Source organism: Clostridium ganghwense (assembly GCF_026735165.1).
In the GTDB taxonomy this organism is placed as follows: domain Bacteria; phylum Bacillota; class Clostridia; order Clostridiales; family Clostridiaceae; genus Clostridium_H; species Clostridium_H ganghwense.
Map to the genome: position 1 here is coordinate 132,788 of NZ_JAPQES010000005.1, position 19,744 is coordinate 152,531.

The 19,744-nt window shown below is 28.8% G+C and carries 22 protein-coding genes; 2 read left to right on the top strand and 20 right to left on the bottom strand.

Translation table 11 applies throughout. From position 1 onward, the window contains the following. Positions 1–177 precede the first annotated feature (177 nt). The 3 genes from OXH55_RS20225 to OXH55_RS14030 form a co-directional block, all read right to left on the bottom strand. The gene (locus OXH55_RS20225) at positions 178–417 is read right to left on the bottom strand and encodes a hypothetical protein (protein WP_418921844.1); all 240 of its coding nucleotides are present in this window, start codon (positions 415–417) and stop codon (positions 178–180) included. Positions 418–522: 105 nt separating this feature from the next. Further along, positions 523–1,026, bottom strand: a complete 504-nt coding sequence (locus OXH55_RS14025) for a DUF4351 domain-containing protein (protein WP_268050631.1) — start codon at positions 1,024–1,026, stop codon at positions 523–525. A 225-nt stretch (positions 1,027–1,251) separates the two neighbouring features. Further along, positions 1,252–1,434 (bottom strand): hypothetical protein, encoded by a 183-nt coding sequence (locus tag OXH55_RS14030; protein WP_268050632.1) that lies wholly within the window; start codon positions 1,432–1,434, stop codon positions 1,252–1,254. 523 nt (positions 1,435–1,957) lie between these two features. Between OXH55_RS14030 and OXH55_RS14035 the strand changes: the two genes are divergently transcribed. Beyond that, complete coding sequence (locus tag OXH55_RS14035; RefSeq protein ID WP_268050633.1) at positions 1,958–2,527, top strand: TetR/AcrR family transcriptional regulator C-terminal domain-containing protein; 570 nt, start codon at positions 1,958–1,960, stop codon at positions 2,525–2,527. A gap of 38 nt (positions 2,528–2,565) precedes the next feature. On the opposite strand, the gene OXH55_RS14040 is transcribed toward OXH55_RS14035, so the two are convergent. The 8 genes from OXH55_RS14040 to OXH55_RS14075 form a co-directional block, all read right to left on the bottom strand. Continuing rightward, positions 2,566–4,269: an oleate hydratase gene (locus OXH55_RS14040; RefSeq protein ID WP_268050635.1), complete on the bottom strand. Its 1,704-nt coding sequence runs from the start codon at positions 4,267–4,269 to the stop codon at positions 2,566–2,568. A gap of 209 nt (positions 4,270–4,478) precedes the next feature. Next, the gene (locus tag OXH55_RS14045) at positions 4,479–5,204 is read right to left on the bottom strand and encodes an endonuclease V (protein WP_268050636.1); all 726 of its coding nucleotides are present in this window, start codon (positions 5,202–5,204) and stop codon (positions 4,479–4,481) included. Positions 5,205–5,236: 32 nt separating this feature from the next. Continuing rightward, the gene (locus tag OXH55_RS14050; RefSeq protein WP_268050637.1) at positions 5,237–5,884 is read right to left on the bottom strand and encodes a hypothetical protein; all 648 of its coding nucleotides are present in this window, start codon (positions 5,882–5,884) and stop codon (positions 5,237–5,239) included. Between the two features lie 16 nt (positions 5,885–5,900). After that, entirely contained in the window at positions 5,901–6,854 is a 954-nt protein-coding gene (locus tag OXH55_RS14055) for a hypothetical protein (RefSeq protein ID WP_268050638.1), read from the bottom strand. Between the two features lie 70 nt (positions 6,855–6,924). Continuing rightward, complete coding sequence (locus tag OXH55_RS14060; protein WP_268050639.1) at positions 6,925–7,368, bottom strand: hypothetical protein; 444 nt, start codon at positions 7,366–7,368, stop codon at positions 6,925–6,927. A gap of 203 nt (positions 7,369–7,571) precedes the next feature. After that, positions 7,572–8,279, bottom strand: a complete 708-nt coding sequence (locus OXH55_RS14065; protein ID WP_268050640.1) for a hypothetical protein — start codon at positions 8,277–8,279, stop codon at positions 7,572–7,574. Between the two features lie 96 nt (positions 8,280–8,375). Beyond that, positions 8,376–9,575: a hypothetical protein gene (locus OXH55_RS14070; protein ID WP_268050641.1), complete on the bottom strand. Its 1,200-nt coding sequence runs from the start codon at positions 9,573–9,575 to the stop codon at positions 8,376–8,378. Beyond that, complete coding sequence (locus tag OXH55_RS14075; protein WP_268050642.1) at positions 9,572–10,132, bottom strand: NADAR family protein; 561 nt, start codon at positions 10,130–10,132, stop codon at positions 9,572–9,574. Before OXH55_RS14075 ends, OXH55_RS14070 begins: the two co-directional genes overlap by 4 nt. 370 nt (positions 10,133–10,502) lie before the next feature. Between OXH55_RS14075 and OXH55_RS14080 the strand changes: the two genes are divergently transcribed. Then, positions 10,503–10,787 (top strand): hypothetical protein, encoded by a 285-nt coding sequence (locus OXH55_RS14080; RefSeq protein ID WP_268050644.1) that lies wholly within the window; start codon positions 10,503–10,505, stop codon positions 10,785–10,787. A 150-nt stretch (positions 10,788–10,937) separates the two neighbouring features. Here OXH55_RS14080 and OXH55_RS14085 read toward each other — a convergent pair whose 3' ends face one another. From OXH55_RS14085 to rlmD, 9 genes are all read right to left on the bottom strand, one after another. Continuing rightward, positions 10,938–11,180, bottom strand: a complete 243-nt coding sequence (locus OXH55_RS14085; RefSeq protein WP_268050645.1) for a hypothetical protein — start codon at positions 11,178–11,180, stop codon at positions 10,938–10,940. A 2-nt stretch (positions 11,181–11,182) separates the two neighbouring features. Beyond that, positions 11,183–11,662, bottom strand: a complete 480-nt coding sequence (locus OXH55_RS14090) for a DUF3990 domain-containing protein (RefSeq protein ID WP_268050646.1) — start codon at positions 11,660–11,662, stop codon at positions 11,183–11,185. Further along, positions 11,659–11,877 (bottom strand): DUF3791 domain-containing protein, encoded by a 219-nt coding sequence (locus OXH55_RS14095; RefSeq protein WP_268050648.1) that lies wholly within the window; start codon positions 11,875–11,877, stop codon positions 11,659–11,661. The genes OXH55_RS14090 and OXH55_RS14095 overlap by 4 nt, the downstream gene beginning before the upstream one ends. Before the next feature lie 1,333 nt (positions 11,878–13,210). After that, positions 13,211–15,427 (bottom strand): AAA family ATPase, encoded by a 2,217-nt coding sequence (locus tag OXH55_RS14100; RefSeq protein WP_268050649.1) that lies wholly within the window; start codon positions 15,425–15,427, stop codon positions 13,211–13,213. Between the two features lie 210 nt (positions 15,428–15,637). Further along, the gene (locus OXH55_RS14105; protein ID WP_268050650.1) at positions 15,638–15,886 is read right to left on the bottom strand and encodes a hypothetical protein; all 249 of its coding nucleotides are present in this window, start codon (positions 15,884–15,886) and stop codon (positions 15,638–15,640) included. Positions 15,887–15,895: 9 nt separating this feature from the next. Then, on the bottom strand, positions 15,896–16,471 hold the full coding sequence (locus OXH55_RS14110) for an HNH endonuclease (protein WP_268050651.1): 576 nt from the start codon (positions 16,469–16,471) through the stop codon (positions 15,896–15,898). A gap of 131 nt (positions 16,472–16,602) precedes the next feature. Next, positions 16,603–17,385, bottom strand: a complete 783-nt coding sequence (locus tag OXH55_RS14115) for a hypothetical protein (RefSeq protein ID WP_268050652.1) — start codon at positions 17,383–17,385, stop codon at positions 16,603–16,605. A gap of 753 nt (positions 17,386–18,138) precedes the next feature. Continuing rightward, entirely contained in the window at positions 18,139–18,315 is a 177-nt protein-coding gene (locus OXH55_RS14120) for a hypothetical protein (protein ID WP_268050653.1), read from the bottom strand. Positions 18,316–18,391: 76 nt separating this feature from the next. Then, positions 18,392–19,744, bottom strand: a complete 1,353-nt coding sequence (gene rlmD / locus OXH55_RS14125) for a 23S rRNA (uracil(1939)-C(5))-methyltransferase RlmD (protein ID WP_268050655.1) — start codon at positions 19,742–19,744, stop codon at positions 18,392–18,394.

The window sequence follows — 19,744 nt, forward strand, 5'->3', positions numbered from 1 at the left end:
CATAAATTTTCTCTTTCTAAATGTAAAACTAATTTAGTAAAATATTCTTTATCAATTCTTTCATCTGTCTTCCACCATGCTAAATGCATTGTATCTTATACAAAAGAAAAGTATCCTAACTCTTCTATAATTTCTCACATAGTCTTCAAAAATATTCATTACATTAAATTGTCTAACCTAAGTAACTATTACATCGTTACTTTTATTTATTACATTTTTACTTGTTCCTTTATAAATTCGTATTTTATATTTAGGGTCGTCTATACTAGGTTTTTGTAAAACATCAAATTCTATTTCCGTATCATAGTATTGTAATGCCTCATCATAATTACCTAAACTAGAATAATTAGTAGCTATAGATTCATATGTATTTATTTCATTAGGTTTAATTTTTAGTATCTCTTTTCCATATTCAATAGCTTCCTCATATCTGCCTACTCAGGTTCTTCTTTGATTACGCTTAACTCAAAATCATTTAATCGAGTTATTTTTTATTAGTTCTTCTGCTGTTCTATCTCTTAGTCAATCTGCACAATCCATCAAATACCTATCTAACTCTCTAAGATTTTCTAAATCAAGTATTTTAACGCCTATTTTGTTTAACTCTTTATTAGATAATAACTTTAATTTTTCAACATATTCATTTGATACAATTCCAAACTTCTTATTTAATTGCTCCACTATTATTTCTATTTTTCCTTTTTTTAATGCTTCTTTTAAAGCATTTATTTCTTCTTCTTGTAATTCAGTAGTTGTTATTATAAATTCGTTGTTTAGTCCATGTTTAATTAGATTAAGAGCAACTTTTTCTTGTCTTGCCATATCTAATTTTTTGAATTTTTCTCTTAACTCATTTATTTCTTGATCTTCCAATTCACAAGTTCTTTTTATAAATTCATTATCCATACCTTGCTTAATTAGATTAATAGTTATTTTTCTAAGTGCTGTATTAAGTAAATTATTTTTTTCACGTGAAAAATCAATTTTTGTCCTATCTAAATTTTGTAGTTGTTCATCTATAGACATGAAAGCATCATCCTCCTATAACCTATATATTTAAATAATACCCTAAAGAAGTTAAAAGTTCCAAAAAATATATTCTAATTATCCCCAAATGATTATAGGTAAAACTTATATGCCCTTGTCCTTGAATAACTAAATCTAAATTTAATAAATAAAGAACTCCCTTAGCTACAGGAACTTAGATGTATCATAAATACTGTTTACCCCATAATTTAAGAAAAATGCGTTTTAAGTAATATGTACATTTTTAAATTTTCTTAATACTTCAATAGATATCAAAACAAACACTATTAACATGATAATCCCATAAAAATAGTGTTTGGATTTTATATTGAATACCGCCACTATGATTGAAATCAGAGCTGATATCATAAGTGATATTTTTCCTTGTCCTTCGCCTTCTTTTGTCATAATAAAATCTCCCTCATCTAATATAAATAATTTTTACTTAATTATGTATACACTATTATACAATTATGTTTTAATACATTTATGCCTGTTAATGCACAATTTCTTTATATGTTGCAGCATCACTCTATATCAAATTATATCATATTAAACCTTATTATAACAAAATGATACATCTTTACCAATAAAAAAATAATCCTAAGCACCTAGTAAATTTTAAAATTAGAGAAGGTGTTTTGTGGGAAATCAACTTTTGAAACTAGCTTCATCATAAGGAATATGGGCAGCTCTTTCAGTTGCATTTATTATATATATATATTAAAAACTCAGGATAGAAGACATAAAAAGCAAGAATAAAGAATGAACAGATTCGAAAAAAATTCCAACTAGAACTTTATACAAACCTACAAATTCCAACAGTTGAATTGTAAAAATAAAAACTGTATAATTAATTCATGTATTAAAATAAAAATTAAATTATCAAGAAATATTTGAAGTTGATGATTGACATAAAGAGGTGAATAATATGTCAGAAATTACGAAAAAAGCTTTAGCTGAGTCATTAAAAAAACAAATGCAGACAATACCATTAGCAAAAATTACAGTTAACGATGTTGTTGATGAATGTGGATTAAATCGACGTACATTATACTATTATTTTCGTGATATTTATGATCTTCTAGAATGGATTTTTAAAACTGAAATTAAAAAAGTTCTTGGTAAAAATAAGACTTACGGGACATGGCAAAAAGGATTTTTGGAAATTCTTTCATATTTATGTGAAAATCAGAAAGTAGTGTTGAATACCTATAATTCTATTGATAGAGATTGTTTAGAAAATCATTTACATAATGAAATATTTAATCTTATTTTAGAAGTTGTAAATGAGCTCGCTAAAGATTTAAATGTATCAGCAGAAGATAAAAAATATATAGTGAAATTTTATGAAATTGCACTTGTAGGTATAATAAGCGATTGGATAAGAAATAATATGACTGAATATCCCGAAAAAATTATTGATAATCTTGACAAAATAATAGGTGGAGATATTTATAGAGCATTATTAAAATATGAAAAAAAAGGGAAGTCAAATTAAAATGACTTCCCTTTTACAATTTTAACTACACCATCTATTTATATCAAACCATCTAAAGTTGTATCTTTTAATAACTTTTTAATAATTGCTTCAGCTGGTAATGGTCTTCCACTATATAGTGCTTTAGTTGCATTAGCAATAACACGTATATCATATTGACTAGCATATATTTCAGGTGGATTTTTCTCAAGTCCAAGTAAAGTATACACAGCCATCATAGCAGAACGAATTGAATATTCAACAGTAAACACACAATCACCTTTAATTTCTGCAAATTGACCTAAAAATGCAAGGTTTGTACTACCTGCAGGTACTACTTGTGGTCTATCGCCTTTAACACGAGGCATAAATTGACTTGTAACATAAGGCATCATAGCAGGAATTACAATTGATGTATCAATATATTCATGCATATCTTTTTCATCAATACCTAGATGATATAAAAGTTCTTGTAATAATTCTTTACCAGTACAGTCGCTCATTTTCTTTTTAATGAAATCACCTTCATTATCAGGGAACAAAGCATATGCCCACAGCACTATCACATCATTAGGTTGATTAGTAAATTGAAGATGTCTATTAGCCGTAACACTTAATAACCACTTTGAGTCTTTAACTGTTATTATTCCGCCTGTTATAGTTTTATGTGGAATAATATTCCTACCTGAAAATTCTTCAATAAGTTTAATCATTTTAGGGCCTTTTGCAGTTATTGTATATGATTCCCATTTGGTTTTATCAATATCGCTACAGAATACTTCTGGTTTTCCGAATGAAGCATCTTTTTTAGCTATTTTCTTCCATAGACTCCAGCATCCGCCTTCGCTTCTGTCTAATACAGGTGCTTTATCCATACTTCCAAGTGTAGAGTTCTCTGTCATAGATCCATTAGTGAAGAATACTAAATCATCTTTAGTAGTTTTTATGATTTTTTCTTTTTCACCATTACGAGTTAAATGAATTCCTGTAACTGTTTTTTCATCTGCAGTTATATCTATATCTAAATCAGTTACTTGTGTATTTAAGTCAAATACTACATCTTGTGCTTCTAACCATTTTTTTAATGGAAGAATCATTGAATCATATTGATTATATTTAGTAAATACTAGCCCTTCCATTTTGCTCATTCCTGGCATTAAATGTATAAAACGATGCATATAACGTTTCATTTCTACAACACTGTGCCAAGGTTCAAATGCAAACATAGTTCTCCAATATAACCACATATCAGTTTCTAAGAATGTAGCATCGAAAAATTGTTCAACAGTAGTTGCACCTAAAGAGTCTTCTGTAGCAAGAAATAACTTAGTAAGTTGCTTAATATGAGATTCACCTAGTCCAAGACTTGAAAAATCAAGTTTTTCTCCACGATTAGCAATTACACGACAGTTAGAATAGTTAGGATCATCAATATTTAGTTCTCTAAATTCATCTAAAACAGTTCTTCCTGGTTCTTCTAATGATGGTACTCCTCCAAATAAGTCCCAAGTACATTCATAATGTTCTTCCATTTCTCTTCCACCACGTGCAACATATCCCTCTTCTGCATTTCCAAAACCATCGATGGCACCACCAAAAATATTAGTTTCTTCTAAAATAGTAATATTTTTACCGTTCATATGCCCATCACGTATTAAGTATTCAGCAGCAGCTAATGAAGCGATACCACCACCAATTAGATATGCCTTTTTATTTTCTATTCCTTCAGGTTTTAAAGTGTTGATATTTTGATAACTTCCCATAATTCTTCTCCCCTTTAACTAAGTAAATTTAATATACATATATCTATGTATATAATACAAACTTTTCCACAAGGAATAAATTACCAATTACAAGATATTGTGCAAAGATGTAACAAAATCATAATAATGTGCAAAAAAATAGCTAAACTGCTGTAAATATAAAATTTGCAGCAGCTTTTCATACTCAATTTTAGGAAAATAGAAATATTTTATTTACTAGCAACACTTTCATTGCAAAATTTATTTTTTAAAACATGTGTTTCTAAATCAGCAAGTCTTGTTGGGATTGGTATTCTACTGTCTTTAGATAATAAATTCATTGCTATTTCATAACAACTATTTATGTCTATGTTATTACCACAAGAAACAAATATAGGCTTTACATTTTTTCTAGTTCTTACAACTCTTCCATAGACCTTATCATTTACAATTATATCAGTATCCGCTCCTATTTGATTTTCTGGCATAATAAAGTCTACTTTATTTATTTTTAAATATGTTTTTGCTACTCCCATAGTAGGTTTATTTAAAAATAAACCTGCATGCGTAGCTATACCCATATTATTATGGTGAAGATATCCATTACCATCAAATATAAAAACATCTGGCTCAACTGTAATTTTTTCTACAGCTTCTAATATTAAAGGTAATTCCCTAAAAGCTAAAAATCCTGCAACATAAGGAACAGATATCTTTCCAACACTATAAACTTTTTCTAACACCTCTTTAGTTTGAAAATCAATAATTACTATACTACAAGCCCCAAAAGTTTCATTATTCTTGTCCCAATAAGCAATATCTATCCCTGCACAAACTTTTATGTTTTGTAAATCTATTTTATTTGTAATATTAATTTTCACTTTTAAATTGTTTTGTATATTTAAAAACTCTTCTTCTGTCTTTTGATTAAAATCATGAATATAGTTTACTTTCAATAAAATTAACTCCTTCTCAATAAATTTATAACTTAGCAATTATGTGTAACTTCTAACTTATTGTTTTCATATATAGTTCCATAAGTAGCACAAAGTAACATACCACCACAAACCTTGCTACTAACTTGAAAATGTATTTCATCTTCGTAAGTATCAAGGCTGTCAGCTTCAATTGTATCTATAAGTTTTTTGAAATCAAGCATTTGCAAATATTTAGCTACTATTTCATAACTGGTTAAATTATCTTTATTGGTATACACATTATATTCCTGTATTTTTTTATAAACAAGACTTGGATTCTGTAAATCATGCATTACATGTCCATTTTCATCTTCAAACTTTTTCATTTCTTCTTCAACTATGTAATCTGGATACTTCTTACTGCCTTTATCTCTAAATCCAAACTCCCAAAAAGGATATTCTATATCACATAGGTGGGTTATAATCCACATTAAAAATTGCTCATTTATGTAGTTCACATCTGCTTCTAATTCTTTAAATCTATCTCCATAGTATTTTGAAATTCTTAAGAATTTCTGTTCTTCTGACATATCATCTTGCACTCCTGCAATTTCACATCCATATAAATCTATAGATATACTATCAAACTTACCCATAACACCTAAGTCAACAATTTTATCCCAATAAACTTCTTCTCCATCCTTACTAATTTTAAGCATAAAAAATCATCTCCAACTACTTAATTTTTAATTTACAACAGTTCAACATTTGAGCATTGTATATCCATAAGGTATTCTCTATTGCATCACACTTAATAAAATACTTGTCCCCACTTCCTAAATTTTGCTTTGGTGTTAAAGATAAAATATCTTCAAACTCCTTCGTAATTCCGTAAAAGTATAACTTTGACTTGTTTTTTAATGAATGAACTATTAAATACTCTTTCATGGATGAAAAGAATCCAAAACCCTTTTCAATATTCCTGGTCTTTACAACTTTACCGTTTATGTCATTATCGCATAATACTGAGCAACTCATTCCAAATTTATAATGATTCATGTCTTCTCCAATAGTGTGTATATAATACATATTATTTTGGAATACGGCATCTTGAATTACACTCCACTTTCGCGTTGAAGCAGTTTCTATTGAAAATTGCTCTAACTTCAACTGTCTCTCAGGTCTTAACCATTCAGCATAATCATTTTGTATCTTTAATGTACAGTAATATCTGGCTACATCAAGACAGCAGTCATAATCAGATAATGTGACTAATATTTCATTGCTATTTTCAATAGCTGAAGCCCTTACTGGTCCAATAACTCTATTATGAACATCTTTTTCAAAATGATTTCTAATCTTATACTCAGTATAATTAGAATAGAATGTATCCCATAAATACAGATAATCATGAATGAGCAAACCAAACCCCTGATTATACTTAAAAATCACAATATTATACATTAAGGTTTTAATTCCTATTTTATATTTATCTAAAGCAGGAAGTTCTTTTGAGATATTTCTAGGGTAATATTTATCCCCTTCAAGAAGTATTAAATTTACTTCTCTTGTATCATTCGATTCGGCAAGAACTACAGCGGAATTAGCTGTAAGTCCAACAACTTGTCCTATGCAAAATTCATCTGCAATGTCGTAGGAAAAAATAATGCTGCTTTTCATATGCATCATTCCTTTCTAAAAACTAATTATATATTTTCATGCTTCTTCATAAATTCATACAATGTCTAATATATCTCTCTTAAATATTTTCTCTAAGTATTTTAAATCCATGATATTCTATTAATGCTCTAAAAGAATCAGCTCCACCGTATGGCCAACACCATGGATTATATTCAATTCTTCCTTTTCTTTTAGATATCATTTCACATGATATGAAATGATACTCTCCATTAGCGAATGCATCTATCATTGATTCAAAATCCCATGGATGCTGCAATGCTTCACATGTAAAGCGTTCTTCTACTGGAGTTTCTGTCCATAACCTTCCATACTCTTCAACCTCCTCTGATGAAGGCCACCAAAATTTCATAAGAGTATCTTCATCAAAATAATCAATCCATTTCGAATCATTTGGTATAATTCTTTCCTCATCCTTACTTAATTTTATGGCGTAATAAAATTCTTGTAACTTTTTAAACTTATCTTCATTATTAATTTCAAATTCAAAAAAACAATTTTCCATTTGTTAATTCCTCAATTCTTTCTGGAATTAGATATCTTAAATCTAAATCAGGGTTTTCCATCTTTGATGGATCTAATTTTATAGCAATTGTACCCACATATTATTGATTCCTTTTCTATCACTACTTAATTCCACTAAATAATTTTTATGTTCAACATAATATAATCTCTATTTTTCCACTCATAATCCTTCTAAGTTTTAACTTATTTTATCTTATGTCCCATTTGTCTCAATGCTCTCTCAGCCGCACCTGGAACATTAATCTTTCCAGTTATACAAAGTTCTTTTAGCTTACAGATAGCTGAATTATATCTGTGAAATCCAACTATGTCACAAGCTCTTTCTTGTACATAGTCATCTTCATCATCTAAATACTTAATTATGCTATCTAAATAGTCATATGGAGTTAATGCTAGAATAGAATATATTATTTGAGTTCTGAAATCCTCATCTAAATCACTGTTATTCAGCATTGAGTTTAACTCCTTGATTGCATTTAAATCTGTTTCCATATCATTTCTACTAATATCACATTCATTTGGATAATCTTTCACTAACTCATCCCAGTCACATTCCTCATCTTTTTCAAGTTCGTTAATAAATGTCTTTACATTTCTAAATTGAGGTGACACATCAGTTTCTTCATGATTTAAATAACAAATTCTATATTTTAGTGGTCCAGAATAATACATACAAATATAATTAGAGTTATCGTCAGTCCATATTGCTATTAAGTTTTTAAACACTTCAAATTTATCAAGAAATTGCTTCATTTCCAATATTTCATCCATTTTCATTAATCTAATAAAAAACTCACTTTTCTCTTGTTTATACCTATGTTCCTCTAATGCTTCTAAAATTTCTAAAGGTATATGAGTTTTATATATTTCATTAAGTTTGTCATATTTCATTTTGTATCTCCTTTTTAGTAATCTTATTTAATCACAATCTGTAATCTATTGTTATTGCCCCTTTCTTATTTCACACAAAGCTTGTACTATTCAAAACTATTTACCAAATAACTTTTTAAAAAATTTCTTAAATCTCTTTTCATTATTTTCAACTTTAGTTTCTGTTTTTACTTCTTCATCTTTTTTTATCTCTTTAACACTTTCATTACTTGTACTAGTTTGTTCTATTTTACTTTTTTCCAAAACTATCTTATGCAGCCACTCTTCAACTTCAGTTTCAGTTAAATGTGATAGGATTGAAACCTGTGGTTTTAGTGCATCATGCAATGGAGAAAAAAATGATCTATCCCAGCTGCGCTCTGCTAATACATTATCTCCAATTAATACTACTTTTTCACCAAGAATGGTTGGTGTATGTTTTGGCATTAATTCTCCATAAACCCACTGTTCAAGAGGTATATTTTTACTTAGTGTTTTATCTGAACTAAGGGCAGTCCATATATAATAGCTAAATATAGCCTTATCCTCTGCTTTTTCAGAACCATCAGAAATTTTTGCTGCTCTTGCAATATCTACTGCATTTTTGTTTAATAAAGCTTTATCCAATCCTAACTCATCACTAACCTTTTCTATGAGTTCACCTTGAAATAAGGTAAAGAAGTGAAAATAGTTTTGCACTCCATCTACTTTAACTTTATATCCTTTCTTTTTACCCACATGTATTACAGTCATTTCTAAGTTATCTGTAAGTCCCATTATTTTTTGAATATAATATATATTTTTTACCACATCAGTAGTGACAAAGTTTAATAAAACCTGTATATCTTCATCATTTTTAAATTTTTCTCGTTCTAATGAGTTTCTTGCAAGCATTGTCATAGAAGCCATTATCAAATAATCTATAATTTGAAAACTTACATAAATACCTACCTTTTTATATACATCCTGCTCCTCTTCTTTTTTTATTATGCTTTCTCCTATACGTGTTAACGCGTCCTTAAGTTTTTCAATTACATGAGAAATTATTATGTCTTGATTACCACCAAATTCAACTAAAGCACCACATACATGACAAAGAAGGTTTGCCTTAAGTTCGTTATATGTATGAAATTCCTTTGATATTTGGGATAGTACCTCATTTATCATATCCTTATTTGTGTTACAATACTTAACCAATTCCAAAATCTCACTTTTATAAAAAAAGTTATTTTTGTCTTCTATATCACCAATCTTTTCAAAGCCTTCTTTCATAAATCTTGTAAAGTTATCCATTATTATATTTAATTTATTATTCATCTGTTCTTCTCCATTTCTAATGCATCTCTAACTTCCATTAATGCAAATCCAAGTAAATTTTGACCTTGCCACAAAAGTGGATTGTGTACTTTTTCATTTTTCTTATCTAATCCTATTCCCCAAATTCTATCATAAGGACTTGCTTCTACTAACACTTTATTTTCAGTACTTAATAAATAGTTTTTTAGTTCTATATTTTGTGAGAACTTAGCCATATTTCCTCTTTTAACTATTTCATATCTTTCTTTTTTCCATATTTCTTCATTAAAATTTTTTACTTGTCGTCCTAATTGTTTAACTTCATGTGGAGATGGTGATAGCAGTATTTTCTTAAGAATATCCATATCATTAAATATTCTTGCTTTTTCAGCCATCATAAACTGTTCAGCAGAATAAAATTTTAAATTATCAACTTCAAACTCTACATTCCACCATTGACTTAAGCAGCTCATACCTATTTTCCCATCTTTACTTGGTTGATGTCCCCAGAAAAATAAAAAATCATTTTTAATACCCTTCTGAAAATTTTTTCTTAAATTATCTAAACAATATTTCATTATGCTGTTTCTCCTTTACTTCTTTTCATATATTCTTTTAATTCTTCCGTATTCAATTTATCTACTACTTCCTATATAATATTTTAGTAAATGTATCCATGAATAAATTTTCCATTCTTACTGTAATTATATATTTATTTACATATTTCTACAAGATAAGCATTAAAGCTTCCGATACAAGCGAATGCCCATTTGCGTATAATATTCATATTTTTATTTGCAGTAATGTGCTCTGGTAGCTTTACACTGGCAATATAGAGACTCAAATAAGTTAAAGCACTAGGTGGTTAAGTACCTAGTGCTTTCTTAATTTTATAAGTTCATTTTATTTATCATTTAATTTTTTACTGTAAATATCAGACCCTTAGGGATGCCTTGCTATGCTAAGTTAGAGAAGCAGTTTAGCTTCAACTCGAATAATACACCTGTACTAAATGTAAATGTAGAGGATGAAGACGCAGAAAAATTAGACATAAATTCAAAGGAAACTGTTGAAGAAACTCTTTCAGTAAAAAGAAGCTATACCCTAAGACCTTCTACCGTAAAAATGCTTCAGGAGCTTAAGGTTTTCATATATGATGATCCATACATAAAATACAATGATATTGTAGATGCTGCTATAAGATTTTTTTATGATTTTAAGAAAAAACAGTAAGTGAGTTAAATTAATCACTTACTGTTTCTTTTATTTTATAGTTTTCTACCATCTATTTAGATATATTTCATATTTGATTGTGCAGATATGTCTACACAATTTAAAAATTAAGAAAAATATCATAAAATGCAACCATATTAAATAACTTCCCTAATGCACAAAATCCTTTGGATAACTTTTGTGTTTCATTAACCCATACTCTAGCATTAGTTCCTGTGTTAGGTATTTAACTCCTCTACAATGCAAGTCCCCAACACCTTCACTAATTAATTCATAAGTTTCAGATTTATAAAAATAATCCATACTTTCGTCTAATCCCTTACCAGTCTCTTTTGAAAATTCAAGTATTATATCTTTATATAAAGATTGTAGTAATATTTTATTTGCTTCCATACTTACACTTCCCTACTTTCTTCATACTTTAAATATCTATTTATAATTTCTTGATTAATAATGCAAATTTGATGATTAGGCTTATAATACTGTAATCTTTTAAGAGCTTCATCTTTACCAATTAGCTGATCTTTATAAAGTTCTATTGTGTTATATACCCTATCATCAGCTATTCCACCTATAATCATATCGTAATTTAAATAAAGATTACTTCCTGCTCTACAATCTAATATAAAGTCTAACCACTCAAGGTCATAACTTAAAAACTCTTTAACTTTATAAATTTGCTTAATTTCCTCTATTGGTAATGTATAGATATTTAAATAGCCTTTTTTACCTCTTCTCTTAAACCTATTTGTCCAATTAATTGCTTGTTCTTCGATTCCTGTTACATAAAATCCTTTTCCAAAATCTAAAGCTTCTCTTGAAAAAGATACATGAGGATTATCAACTAAACAATAAGATCCATGATATACTATCATTTTAATGCTCCTCTCTCTTTAAGTACCTCTATCAAGTCTTCTACTATATAGTGTTTACTTTGAGAGTGTAATGGTTCATAACAAGGAACAATGTAACTTTGCAAAATATCTGTATCACTATTAATTAATTTATATATATCTTTTGCACTCATTCCCAATTGTTCAGCTAAGCTTTCAATGCAAAATATAGTAAATTCTAATATCTTTTCGTCCATAACAGCTATCTCCTTAAATTATTGTAAGAATTGGCCATATAAATTATTTTTTTCATAACAATTCCTCCAATAAATAATATCCTTAATTATATTATAGCCTAATAAAATATTAATTTAAACGGTCTATATTTATTTTCAAATATTTGATTTTATCTTTCCTATGCTTTAGTATGTTTTACTATTGAACATTTAATAATATTCACTGAATCATTCTTTAATAAATTTTCTAATGATTTTCTATCTCCATTAAAAACACCATCTTCTACACTTTCATAATGTTCAACCCAACATTTAAAATTATATTCATATGCTTTACAATCTAGATTATTAAGATTAAATACATAGCAACTGCTATATTTTGATACATTTAACTCTCTTAGCTCTTTACTACAAATTTATATTTATTAAATCAAATACACTACAATTTAAAATATAATTTTTATTAAATAAAAATAAGCGTCAAAAGCTCTCGCTTTTCACGCACCCCATCCCCTTCAGCATTCCTCACAGGTCCTATCTCCGCTGATACAACTTTAACCTTCCGTACCTCCATGTTAAAATTGTATCAGCTAGGCATTTCCTTGTGGTCTTTGCTAAGGTATTCCTATAGGGTCTATAGGTTGGACAAGCTTTTACTGTCACAATAAATTGTCACAAAAGCTTGTCCAACCTAACTAACTATTATATTATTACTGTCAATAATTATATTTTTACTTCTATTAATTCATATACCTTTATATTTTTATACTTTATTTTCATATTCATATTTATAAGATTAATCAGATTGACTGATTTTATAACTCTACCTAAAACTCGTAATATAATTATCACTATTTAATTTTAAAATTACTCTATTATAGTTAATACTGCTATACCTATTTTTTTAACCACTGGCACTTTAACTGCCACCCCAAAAAGTACAGGCTCTTGTCTAGTATCTCTAAGAGTGTAAAAGTCTCTCCCTTAATTCCGAGCCTTCTACGCTCTAAGAACTCCACGACTTTAGCTAGTCCTTTATTTGGGTACCCGGCAGAGTGCGTAGGGGTGGACTTGCTTCCAGCTTCACTCCTCATGTACATGCATTGAAAAGACATGTACATAACTCTTGAGCAGCAAGGCAGTTCCACCCCTTGTATGTATTCCTCTAGGGGCATCAAATAGGAAATTATAAACAAGCCGTCCTTGGCATGTCTATAATTGAATTAAATCGCCCCCCCGCCCACCAGGAGAATATGTATATATCAAACAATAATTTAAAATTTCTAAGATTTTATTCTTGGAGTTATATAATCATTTCAACTATTATACATTTACTCTTAAATAATTACTTATGCTAGGCACCTCTTTTGATACCCATCATCATATTGTAATGTTCAATTTGCCCCATATTATAAAAAATATCTTTGAATACATCCTGATACTTCTCAATAGTATCCATAGGACACTCTACAAATAAATCGTCTGGCATACAATGTGAGCCATCGTTAATCCAGCATAATAATGATCTACATATTCTTTGGCTTTCTACATCATCAAACTTAAGTATTAAATCATCATCTTTAAATCTTCCTAATATTTTAAAATAATTTTCAAGAATTCTACGCATTATATTTTGTATGGTAATTCCTGAATTTTTATTTACTTCCTTCAATTCTTTCCATAGTAATTCATAAGACGAACTAATCGGATTTTCACGTCTAAAACATTCGATATTGGTCACATTACCCTTTTTTCTAAGCATCCAATAACATGTATCTTTTCTAGCCTCATTACCATTTCCAAAAAATGATATTTCTTTATGAAAATAAACATTATGAGTCAATACTATAATTTGCTTAATTGAACCTTTATTACTTTGTATATCAATAATTATTTCTTTTAATAACGAACTTACAATAAAAAGCACACTGCTATCAAGACTTGAAATTGGATCATCAACAACTAAAATTCTGTCCTCTGTAATCTGTTGGTCATCCATACTTCCTTTTGCTAATTGCAAGAAATACAAAAATGTAATAAAAGTAACTTCACCCTCACTTAATGTAGATTCTGCCAAACTACCATCTTGCCTTTGAATTTGATAGTGGTTAGCAGTTGTAGTTGAAGGCACAATCATAAAATTCTCAAATCCATAAGCCTTAAGCAATCTATTAATTTCATCGACTGAAGGCTGTACACTTGTTACATTTTTCGAATCTCTTTTAATTTCTACATCCAGTGTTGTTTGTTGATTTTGTAAATCTTTATATTTCTCTTCAATCATTGAAATTCCTTTTTTTAAACCATTTTTCTTCTTTTCGTATTTATCAATAATAGTCTTATTCTCAGTAACTAAATAACTCCATATATTATCTACTAATTTGCTTTTTTCACTATGATAATTATCTACTATCCTATTATTTTCTCGTATTTTACAATTTGCATTAATGATCAGTTTATTTATACTTTCAATAATACTTTTTAGTTTAACTATATCTACACTGATACTAGGTTCTTTGCATTTTTTTTCAATTAGTTCTTTATTACTTTCAATCTGTACATTTAGTGATTCTATATATATACTCAATTTATCTACTTCTAACTTACTTTGCGCCTTCATAGATTTTTCTTTATCAAACGAAGTTTTCGCTCTTTCAAGTATTTCAGATGCTATTGTGTCATATTGGTTCTTTGCATAGTTCAAAGTATCAATTTGTTTCTCAAACTCTTCATCGAAAAATTCACTAATATTTTTTTTGAATTCGTTCGTAATTGTATGTTGTTGGCAAAAAGGACAAATATCACTTTCCTGTATGTATTTGCGTCCCGTATTTATCCAGTCACCGTTATTAAGTTTTTGAATCAATTTACTTATATTAATATCCTGTTTACCCACTATTTTAGCATTCCAAATCTCATCTTCTTCAATAGTCTTAATTTTACCATATTGAATCTCAGTAATCATATCTATTTTTTCAGGTTCATCATCAAAGATAGTTTTCGCTTTTTCTTCTAGTTCTTCTTTCTTTAAAGTTGTGCCATTAGAACTTTTATAAACATCTAATACCTTATCCTTAAATCTTTGTTTAGTCATAAATCCTTTAAATGCTTCTTTAAACATAGTTTCATTTTTCTTGAATATATCTCTCCAAATAACTTCTTTAAAACTATCTTCTTCAGTTTGTAGCGTTTCGTTTTGTTTTGTTATTGTCTTTTTCTTTTGCACCATTTCATTTTTTATATCTGTCAACTTTGTTTTTTTCTCTTGTATCTTTTCTATTTCCTCTTTAGTAGCTTGTCCTAGTGTAAAAATACCGGCAATATCACTTTTTCCAAAATTTCTATCTCTAAATTCCTTGTTATACACCAATGTTTTAATTTCAATATTATCCGACCATTCTATTTCGCAATCTTTATATTCCTCTTTATTGCAATTATCTATAAATTTACTAATTGTAGTTTTTCCGCTTCCATTAGCTCCGTATATAAAATTAACTTTATTAAGATTATCAACAACCATACCTGATTCATCATATGTAGCCACATTTTTTATTGCTATTTTTTTCAACATTGCTCCTTCCCCCTTACATCATAATTTTTACAAACTACTTTTGAAACCAATATTTTTATATAAAAATATTCATCTCTGAAAATATATTAGTTTTCCTGTTATAAACTGTTCAGTTAATTAAGGTTCATATTATTAACCTAATAGGTATATGGATAATTAGAAGCTGACTATTATATGTATGTGATATCTATATTTTATAAAAAACATGTTTTAAAACCATTTGCTATGCTTTCTAGGAAATTTCAAACATGGAATTTTAAATTTTTTACAAATATCAGAAAATATATTAATAACTTCATTTCTCGTATCATCAAACCATTTGGATAGTTCATCATGGGGATAATTAAAGCAATAACATTGTCGTCCTTCATATTCTTTTCCTACACTTAGTTGTCCAAGTTGTATAGCCAACTTATATCTTGATTTAATAGCTCTTAACAAGTCAACTATGGTATCCATCTTATCTCGTTACTCAAAATCTAATAGATATGATTTTCCATATGATTTGAATAAAACATTACCATTTCTATCCCTTAAGCAACCAGTATTTATAGCTATTATGGTATCTTCAATTGCTTTATCAAATGCCTCATTTGAACCTTCTTGTGAAAATTTATCTTGGAATGCTGGTCTATCAAAACATTGGGAAAAAAATCTGATTATCTCCTTATCATTAGTTGTTTTACTATGAACTTCATCCCAATTTTCAATATCTAGTAAAGCAGCTTCTTCTGAAATTTCTTTCCACTTTTTTATCAAATCAACAGTATACCTTTTTTCATCGCTATCAATTAATTTTGCACATCCTTGGCATAACCATATTCCATTTTCTACTGCCTTACGCTCTTCTGAAGTAATATTTGAGTCATATCTTGGTCCACCTTTTTCCGCTGCAGTAATATGCGCAGCAACTCCAATATTAACTATTTTATTCGTTTCGGTATGAGGTCCACTTGTTGGTTTCCTACAATTAGGATTTGAACAACGCCCACCTGCCCTTTTAAATAGAGTGTCTTTTGTTTTGGAACTAAAATTATCTCTCATAATCATATCTCCCCTATAATATTTAGTTTAAAAATCTTATTTTTAAATAAAATGTAAGCTATATCTATTTTCAAGAAAAAATGAGGGAATACCTAAATAGTAGTGTAAACCAATTTCTCATACCAACTCCCTTACACTACCAACCTCTTCTTATTATATCTAGCTTCTTCAATTTGCTTATAATAGCCAAATGTATCATTTTTATTAGTGAATTCAAGAGCCTCTTGATAATTCATTCCATGAATAAGTATGTTCATTCTTACTGCATGAAGAAAATTCTCGAATCCTTCATATTGTGGATTGTCTGATAATTCTCTCAATGTTGACCTAGATACTATTGGATTTAACATAAAATCATCAGGTTTGCAGAAGCTCTTAACTATATTATAATTATTCTTCATAACTACTTTTTGACCATCTACTGAGCCACCCACCTTATTCCAAGGTGGAAAATGTCCATGTTTAGCTCGATAAGCTTCTATTAATATTCCTTCTACCCTTTTTATATCTTTTTTCCCTTGCTCACTTAGCATGTCTTCAATTGGCGCATTTCTTTGTTTTGCAAATTTTTCATATATAGATTTATTTCTATAAGTCAATGGTTGAGATAATGGTGATTGAACAAAAATAGTATATCCTAAACGTTCCTTACACTCAAAATAAGCTTCAATTTGCTTTTGCTTGGAAGAAGCTTCATCAATGGGTAGAATACCATTATGTTGTTTAAATCTTTCACATAAGTCACTAGCTAAACCTATATAAAGAACTTCTTCAATGTAGTAATCCCAAAAACAATATATTCCTGCTGAAGCCCAACCATAATTGTCATTCGGACTACATAAATCATCAATAGCTTCAGCGATTTCCTTTGCTTCATCTTTTCTATAAGCATCAATAATTACTGTACCAAACATACATCATCCTCCCTTACCAAATGTGCTCAAATTAGCCTAACTAATTCTTACTAATCCTTACTAATCCTTTCGTCACACGATTACATTCACCTACTGCTGAAGCTTCTATGAATAATTAGATCCTAGTACTATAAAAAAATTTCAGGCTTAACTAGGACCTTAGTTAAGAGTTATTCTGAACTTACTATAAATTATAATTTCTCAACTTCTGTCTAGTTTATAATATCTAAAAATCCTCAAATCCCATAGACTTCTCGTTAGCTGCTATATTTTTCATTTTCTAACTTTCTATCCTCTACGCTCTTTCTCTTTTGGACTAACCAACATTACAATTAAGTTGTGATTATAGGCATAATTACACTATAATTTAGACATATTTTACTATCTCCTATGTATTTCTAGCTACGTGATAATAAGTTTCCATAATTCTTGAATTTCAAATATCTAGTGTATTCCCATCATCAAAATATCACTTTCAAACTTCTACACTATAATACATATTATAACATCTTAACATATTATAAACAATTCAGTGATAAAAAAGAAGTTGCCTTTCTGCTGCTCCTGTTTATTCTTTATTTATTACTTTTATATTTATTATTTATTATTTTGTACTTTTTATTTTTTGTTTTTTATTTATTACTTATTACTTATTTACTACCAAGGTGTTTATAAGCCCCTTATAAGCCCCTTACAAGGGGTTGTCTTAACCATATTTTTACATAAATAAAAAAGAAGAGCTACCTTAGCTCTTCACACTGCTTCTTCCATATTATTCTCTTTATCCTCTTCTCTTTCCTTTTCCTCATCTAATCCTAGAAGTTTCTTCTCCAATTCATCATAATCATATTTCCTTTGCTCATAACAATTAAAACAAGATAGTGTAGATAAATTTGAGTCTGTTATTTCTACAATAAAATAATTTGCCACCCAATGCAAAAAAGCGGTGGCAAATGGGTGGCAAATGAGTAAAATTGACCTATTTAATTTTTTATAAATGTTGATTTTACTTATATAACTTCACTACAGTCTCCACATGAGGCGTGTGAGGGAACATGTCCTTAGCTATAACCTTTTCAACCTTATATCCAGCCTCTATAAGAACTTTCAAATCATTTACTAGAGTCTTAGGATTACAAGATACATAGATTAAATCCTTAGCATCAAATTTAATTACATATTTTAATGCCTCTGGATGCACTCCTGGTCTTGGTGGGTCTAAGATTATTATATCTGGCTTAGCCGTTACATCTTTTATTACCTTAGCTACATCACCTGCAATAAATTCACAGTTATTTAATCCGTTAAGTTTAGCATTTTCATTGGCTGCTTCAACTGCTTCTTCTATAAGTTCTATTCCAATAACCTTTTTAGCATTGTTAGCTGCTATTTGGCCTATAGTTCCTGTTCCACAGTAAAGATCAAATACTGTCTTAGACTTTGCATCTCCCATAAAATTTCTAACTAAAGTATATAATTTTTCTGCGCCCTTAGAGTTTGTTTGGAAGAAAGAAAATGGAGATATCTTAAATTTAAGTCCTAATAATTCTTCCATTATATAATCCTGTCCGTAAAGGACTTCTATTCTATCAGCTTGAACCACGTCTGACAGAGAGTCATTAATTATATGTAGTATTCCTTTTAACTCACCTTTGTAACTTAAGTTCTTTAATATATCTGCAATCTCACTCATATCAAAATCTATTTGAGATGTAGTTACCAAACTTATAAGAAGTTCCCCTGTATTCTTACCTTTTCTTATAACTAGGTTTCTTAAATATCCTTCATGACTTCTGACTCTATAGTGTGGAAATCCCTTTCCTTTAAAATAATCTAATACAGTTTTTAAAACAACTCTAAAATCTTCATCTACTATTTGGCATACATCAGCTGAAACAATTCCAAAACTCTTTCCTTTTAAATGCATACCAAGACAAAGTTCTCCACCCTTTTCCATATCTCCAAAGGTAAACTCCATTTTGTTTCTATATTCCCATTCTTCTGGGCTTCCTTCTATACCTAAAAATTCAAAACCTTCAATACCTGCATCTTGAAATAATTTAAGTACCTGTTCTTTTTTAAATTCTAATTGTTTTTCATAAGAAATAAATTGATGAGAACATCCCCCACACAATTCAAACACAGGACATTTCGCTTCTACCTTATAGTTTGCGTCCTCAATAATTTCATTTATCTTAGCCTGTGCATTTCCACCTTTAAATTTATGTACAAACGCCTTAACTTTTTGTCCTGGAAGTGCATTCTTTATTAAAACCTTTTGTTCATCGTGATAAGCAACTCCAAATCCTGGGAATTCAGTGCTTTCTATATTAAATTCGTATACCTTTCTTTTTCTCAT

Bases quoted from the DNA above. Each gene is read 5' to 3' on its own strand.
- OXH55_RS14025 (WP_268050631.1), bottom strand. From the start codon at position 1,026: ATGTCTATAGATGAACAACTACAAAATTTAGATAGGACAAAAATTGAT.
- OXH55_RS14030 (WP_268050632.1), bottom strand. From the start codon at position 1,434: ATGACAAAAGAAGGCGAAGGACAAGGAAAAATATCACTTATGATATCA.
- OXH55_RS14035 (WP_268050633.1), top strand. From the start codon at position 1,958: ATGTCAGAAATTACGAAAAAAGCTTTAGCTGAGTCATTAAAAAAACAA.
- OXH55_RS14040 (WP_268050635.1), bottom strand. From the start codon at position 4,269: ATGGGAAGTTATCAAAATATCAACACTTTAAAACCTGAAGGAATAGAA.
- OXH55_RS14050 (WP_268050637.1), bottom strand. From the start codon at position 5,884: ATGCTTAAAATTAGTAAGGATGGAGAAGAAGTTTATTGGGATAAAATT.
- OXH55_RS14055 (WP_268050638.1), bottom strand. From the start codon at position 6,854: ATGATGCATATGAAAAGCAGCATTATTTTTTCCTACGACATTGCAGAT.
- OXH55_RS14060 (WP_268050639.1), bottom strand. From the start codon at position 7,368: ATGGAAAATTGTTTTTTTGAATTTGAAATTAATAATGAAGATAAGTTT.
- OXH55_RS14065 (WP_268050640.1), bottom strand. From the start codon at position 8,279: ATGAAATATGACAAACTTAATGAAATATATAAAACTCATATACCTTTA.
- OXH55_RS14070 (WP_268050641.1), bottom strand. From the start codon at position 9,575: ATGAATAATAAATTAAATATAATAATGGATAACTTTACAAGATTTATG.
- OXH55_RS14075 (WP_268050642.1), bottom strand. From the start codon at position 10,132: ATGAAATATTGTTTAGATAATTTAAGAAAAAATTTTCAGAAGGGTATT.
- OXH55_RS14080 (WP_268050644.1), top strand. From the start codon at position 10,503: ATGCCTTGCTATGCTAAGTTAGAGAAGCAGTTTAGCTTCAACTCGAAT.
- OXH55_RS14085 (WP_268050645.1), bottom strand. From the start codon at position 11,180: ATGGAAGCAAATAAAATATTACTACAATCTTTATATAAAGATATAATA.
- OXH55_RS14090 (WP_268050646.1), bottom strand. From the start codon at position 11,662: ATGATAGTATATCATGGATCTTATTGTTTAGTTGATAATCCTCATGTA.
- OXH55_RS14095 (WP_268050648.1), bottom strand. From the start codon at position 11,877: ATGGACGAAAAGATATTAGAATTTACTATATTTTGCATTGAAAGCTTA.
- OXH55_RS14100 (WP_268050649.1), bottom strand. From the start codon at position 15,427: ATGTTGAAAAAAATAGCAATAAAAAATGTGGCTACATATGATGAATCA.
- OXH55_RS14105 (WP_268050650.1), bottom strand. From the start codon at position 15,886: ATGGATACCATAGTTGACTTGTTAAGAGCTATTAAATCAAGATATAAG.
- OXH55_RS14110 (WP_268050651.1), bottom strand. From the start codon at position 16,471: ATGAGAGATAATTTTAGTTCCAAAACAAAAGACACTCTATTTAAAAGG.
- OXH55_RS14115 (WP_268050652.1), bottom strand. From the start codon at position 17,385: ATGTTTGGTACAGTAATTATTGATGCTTATAGAAAAGATGAAGCAAAG.
- rlmD (WP_268050655.1), bottom strand. From the start codon at position 19,744: ATGAGAAAAAGAAAGGTATACGAATTTAATATAGAAAGCACTGAATTC.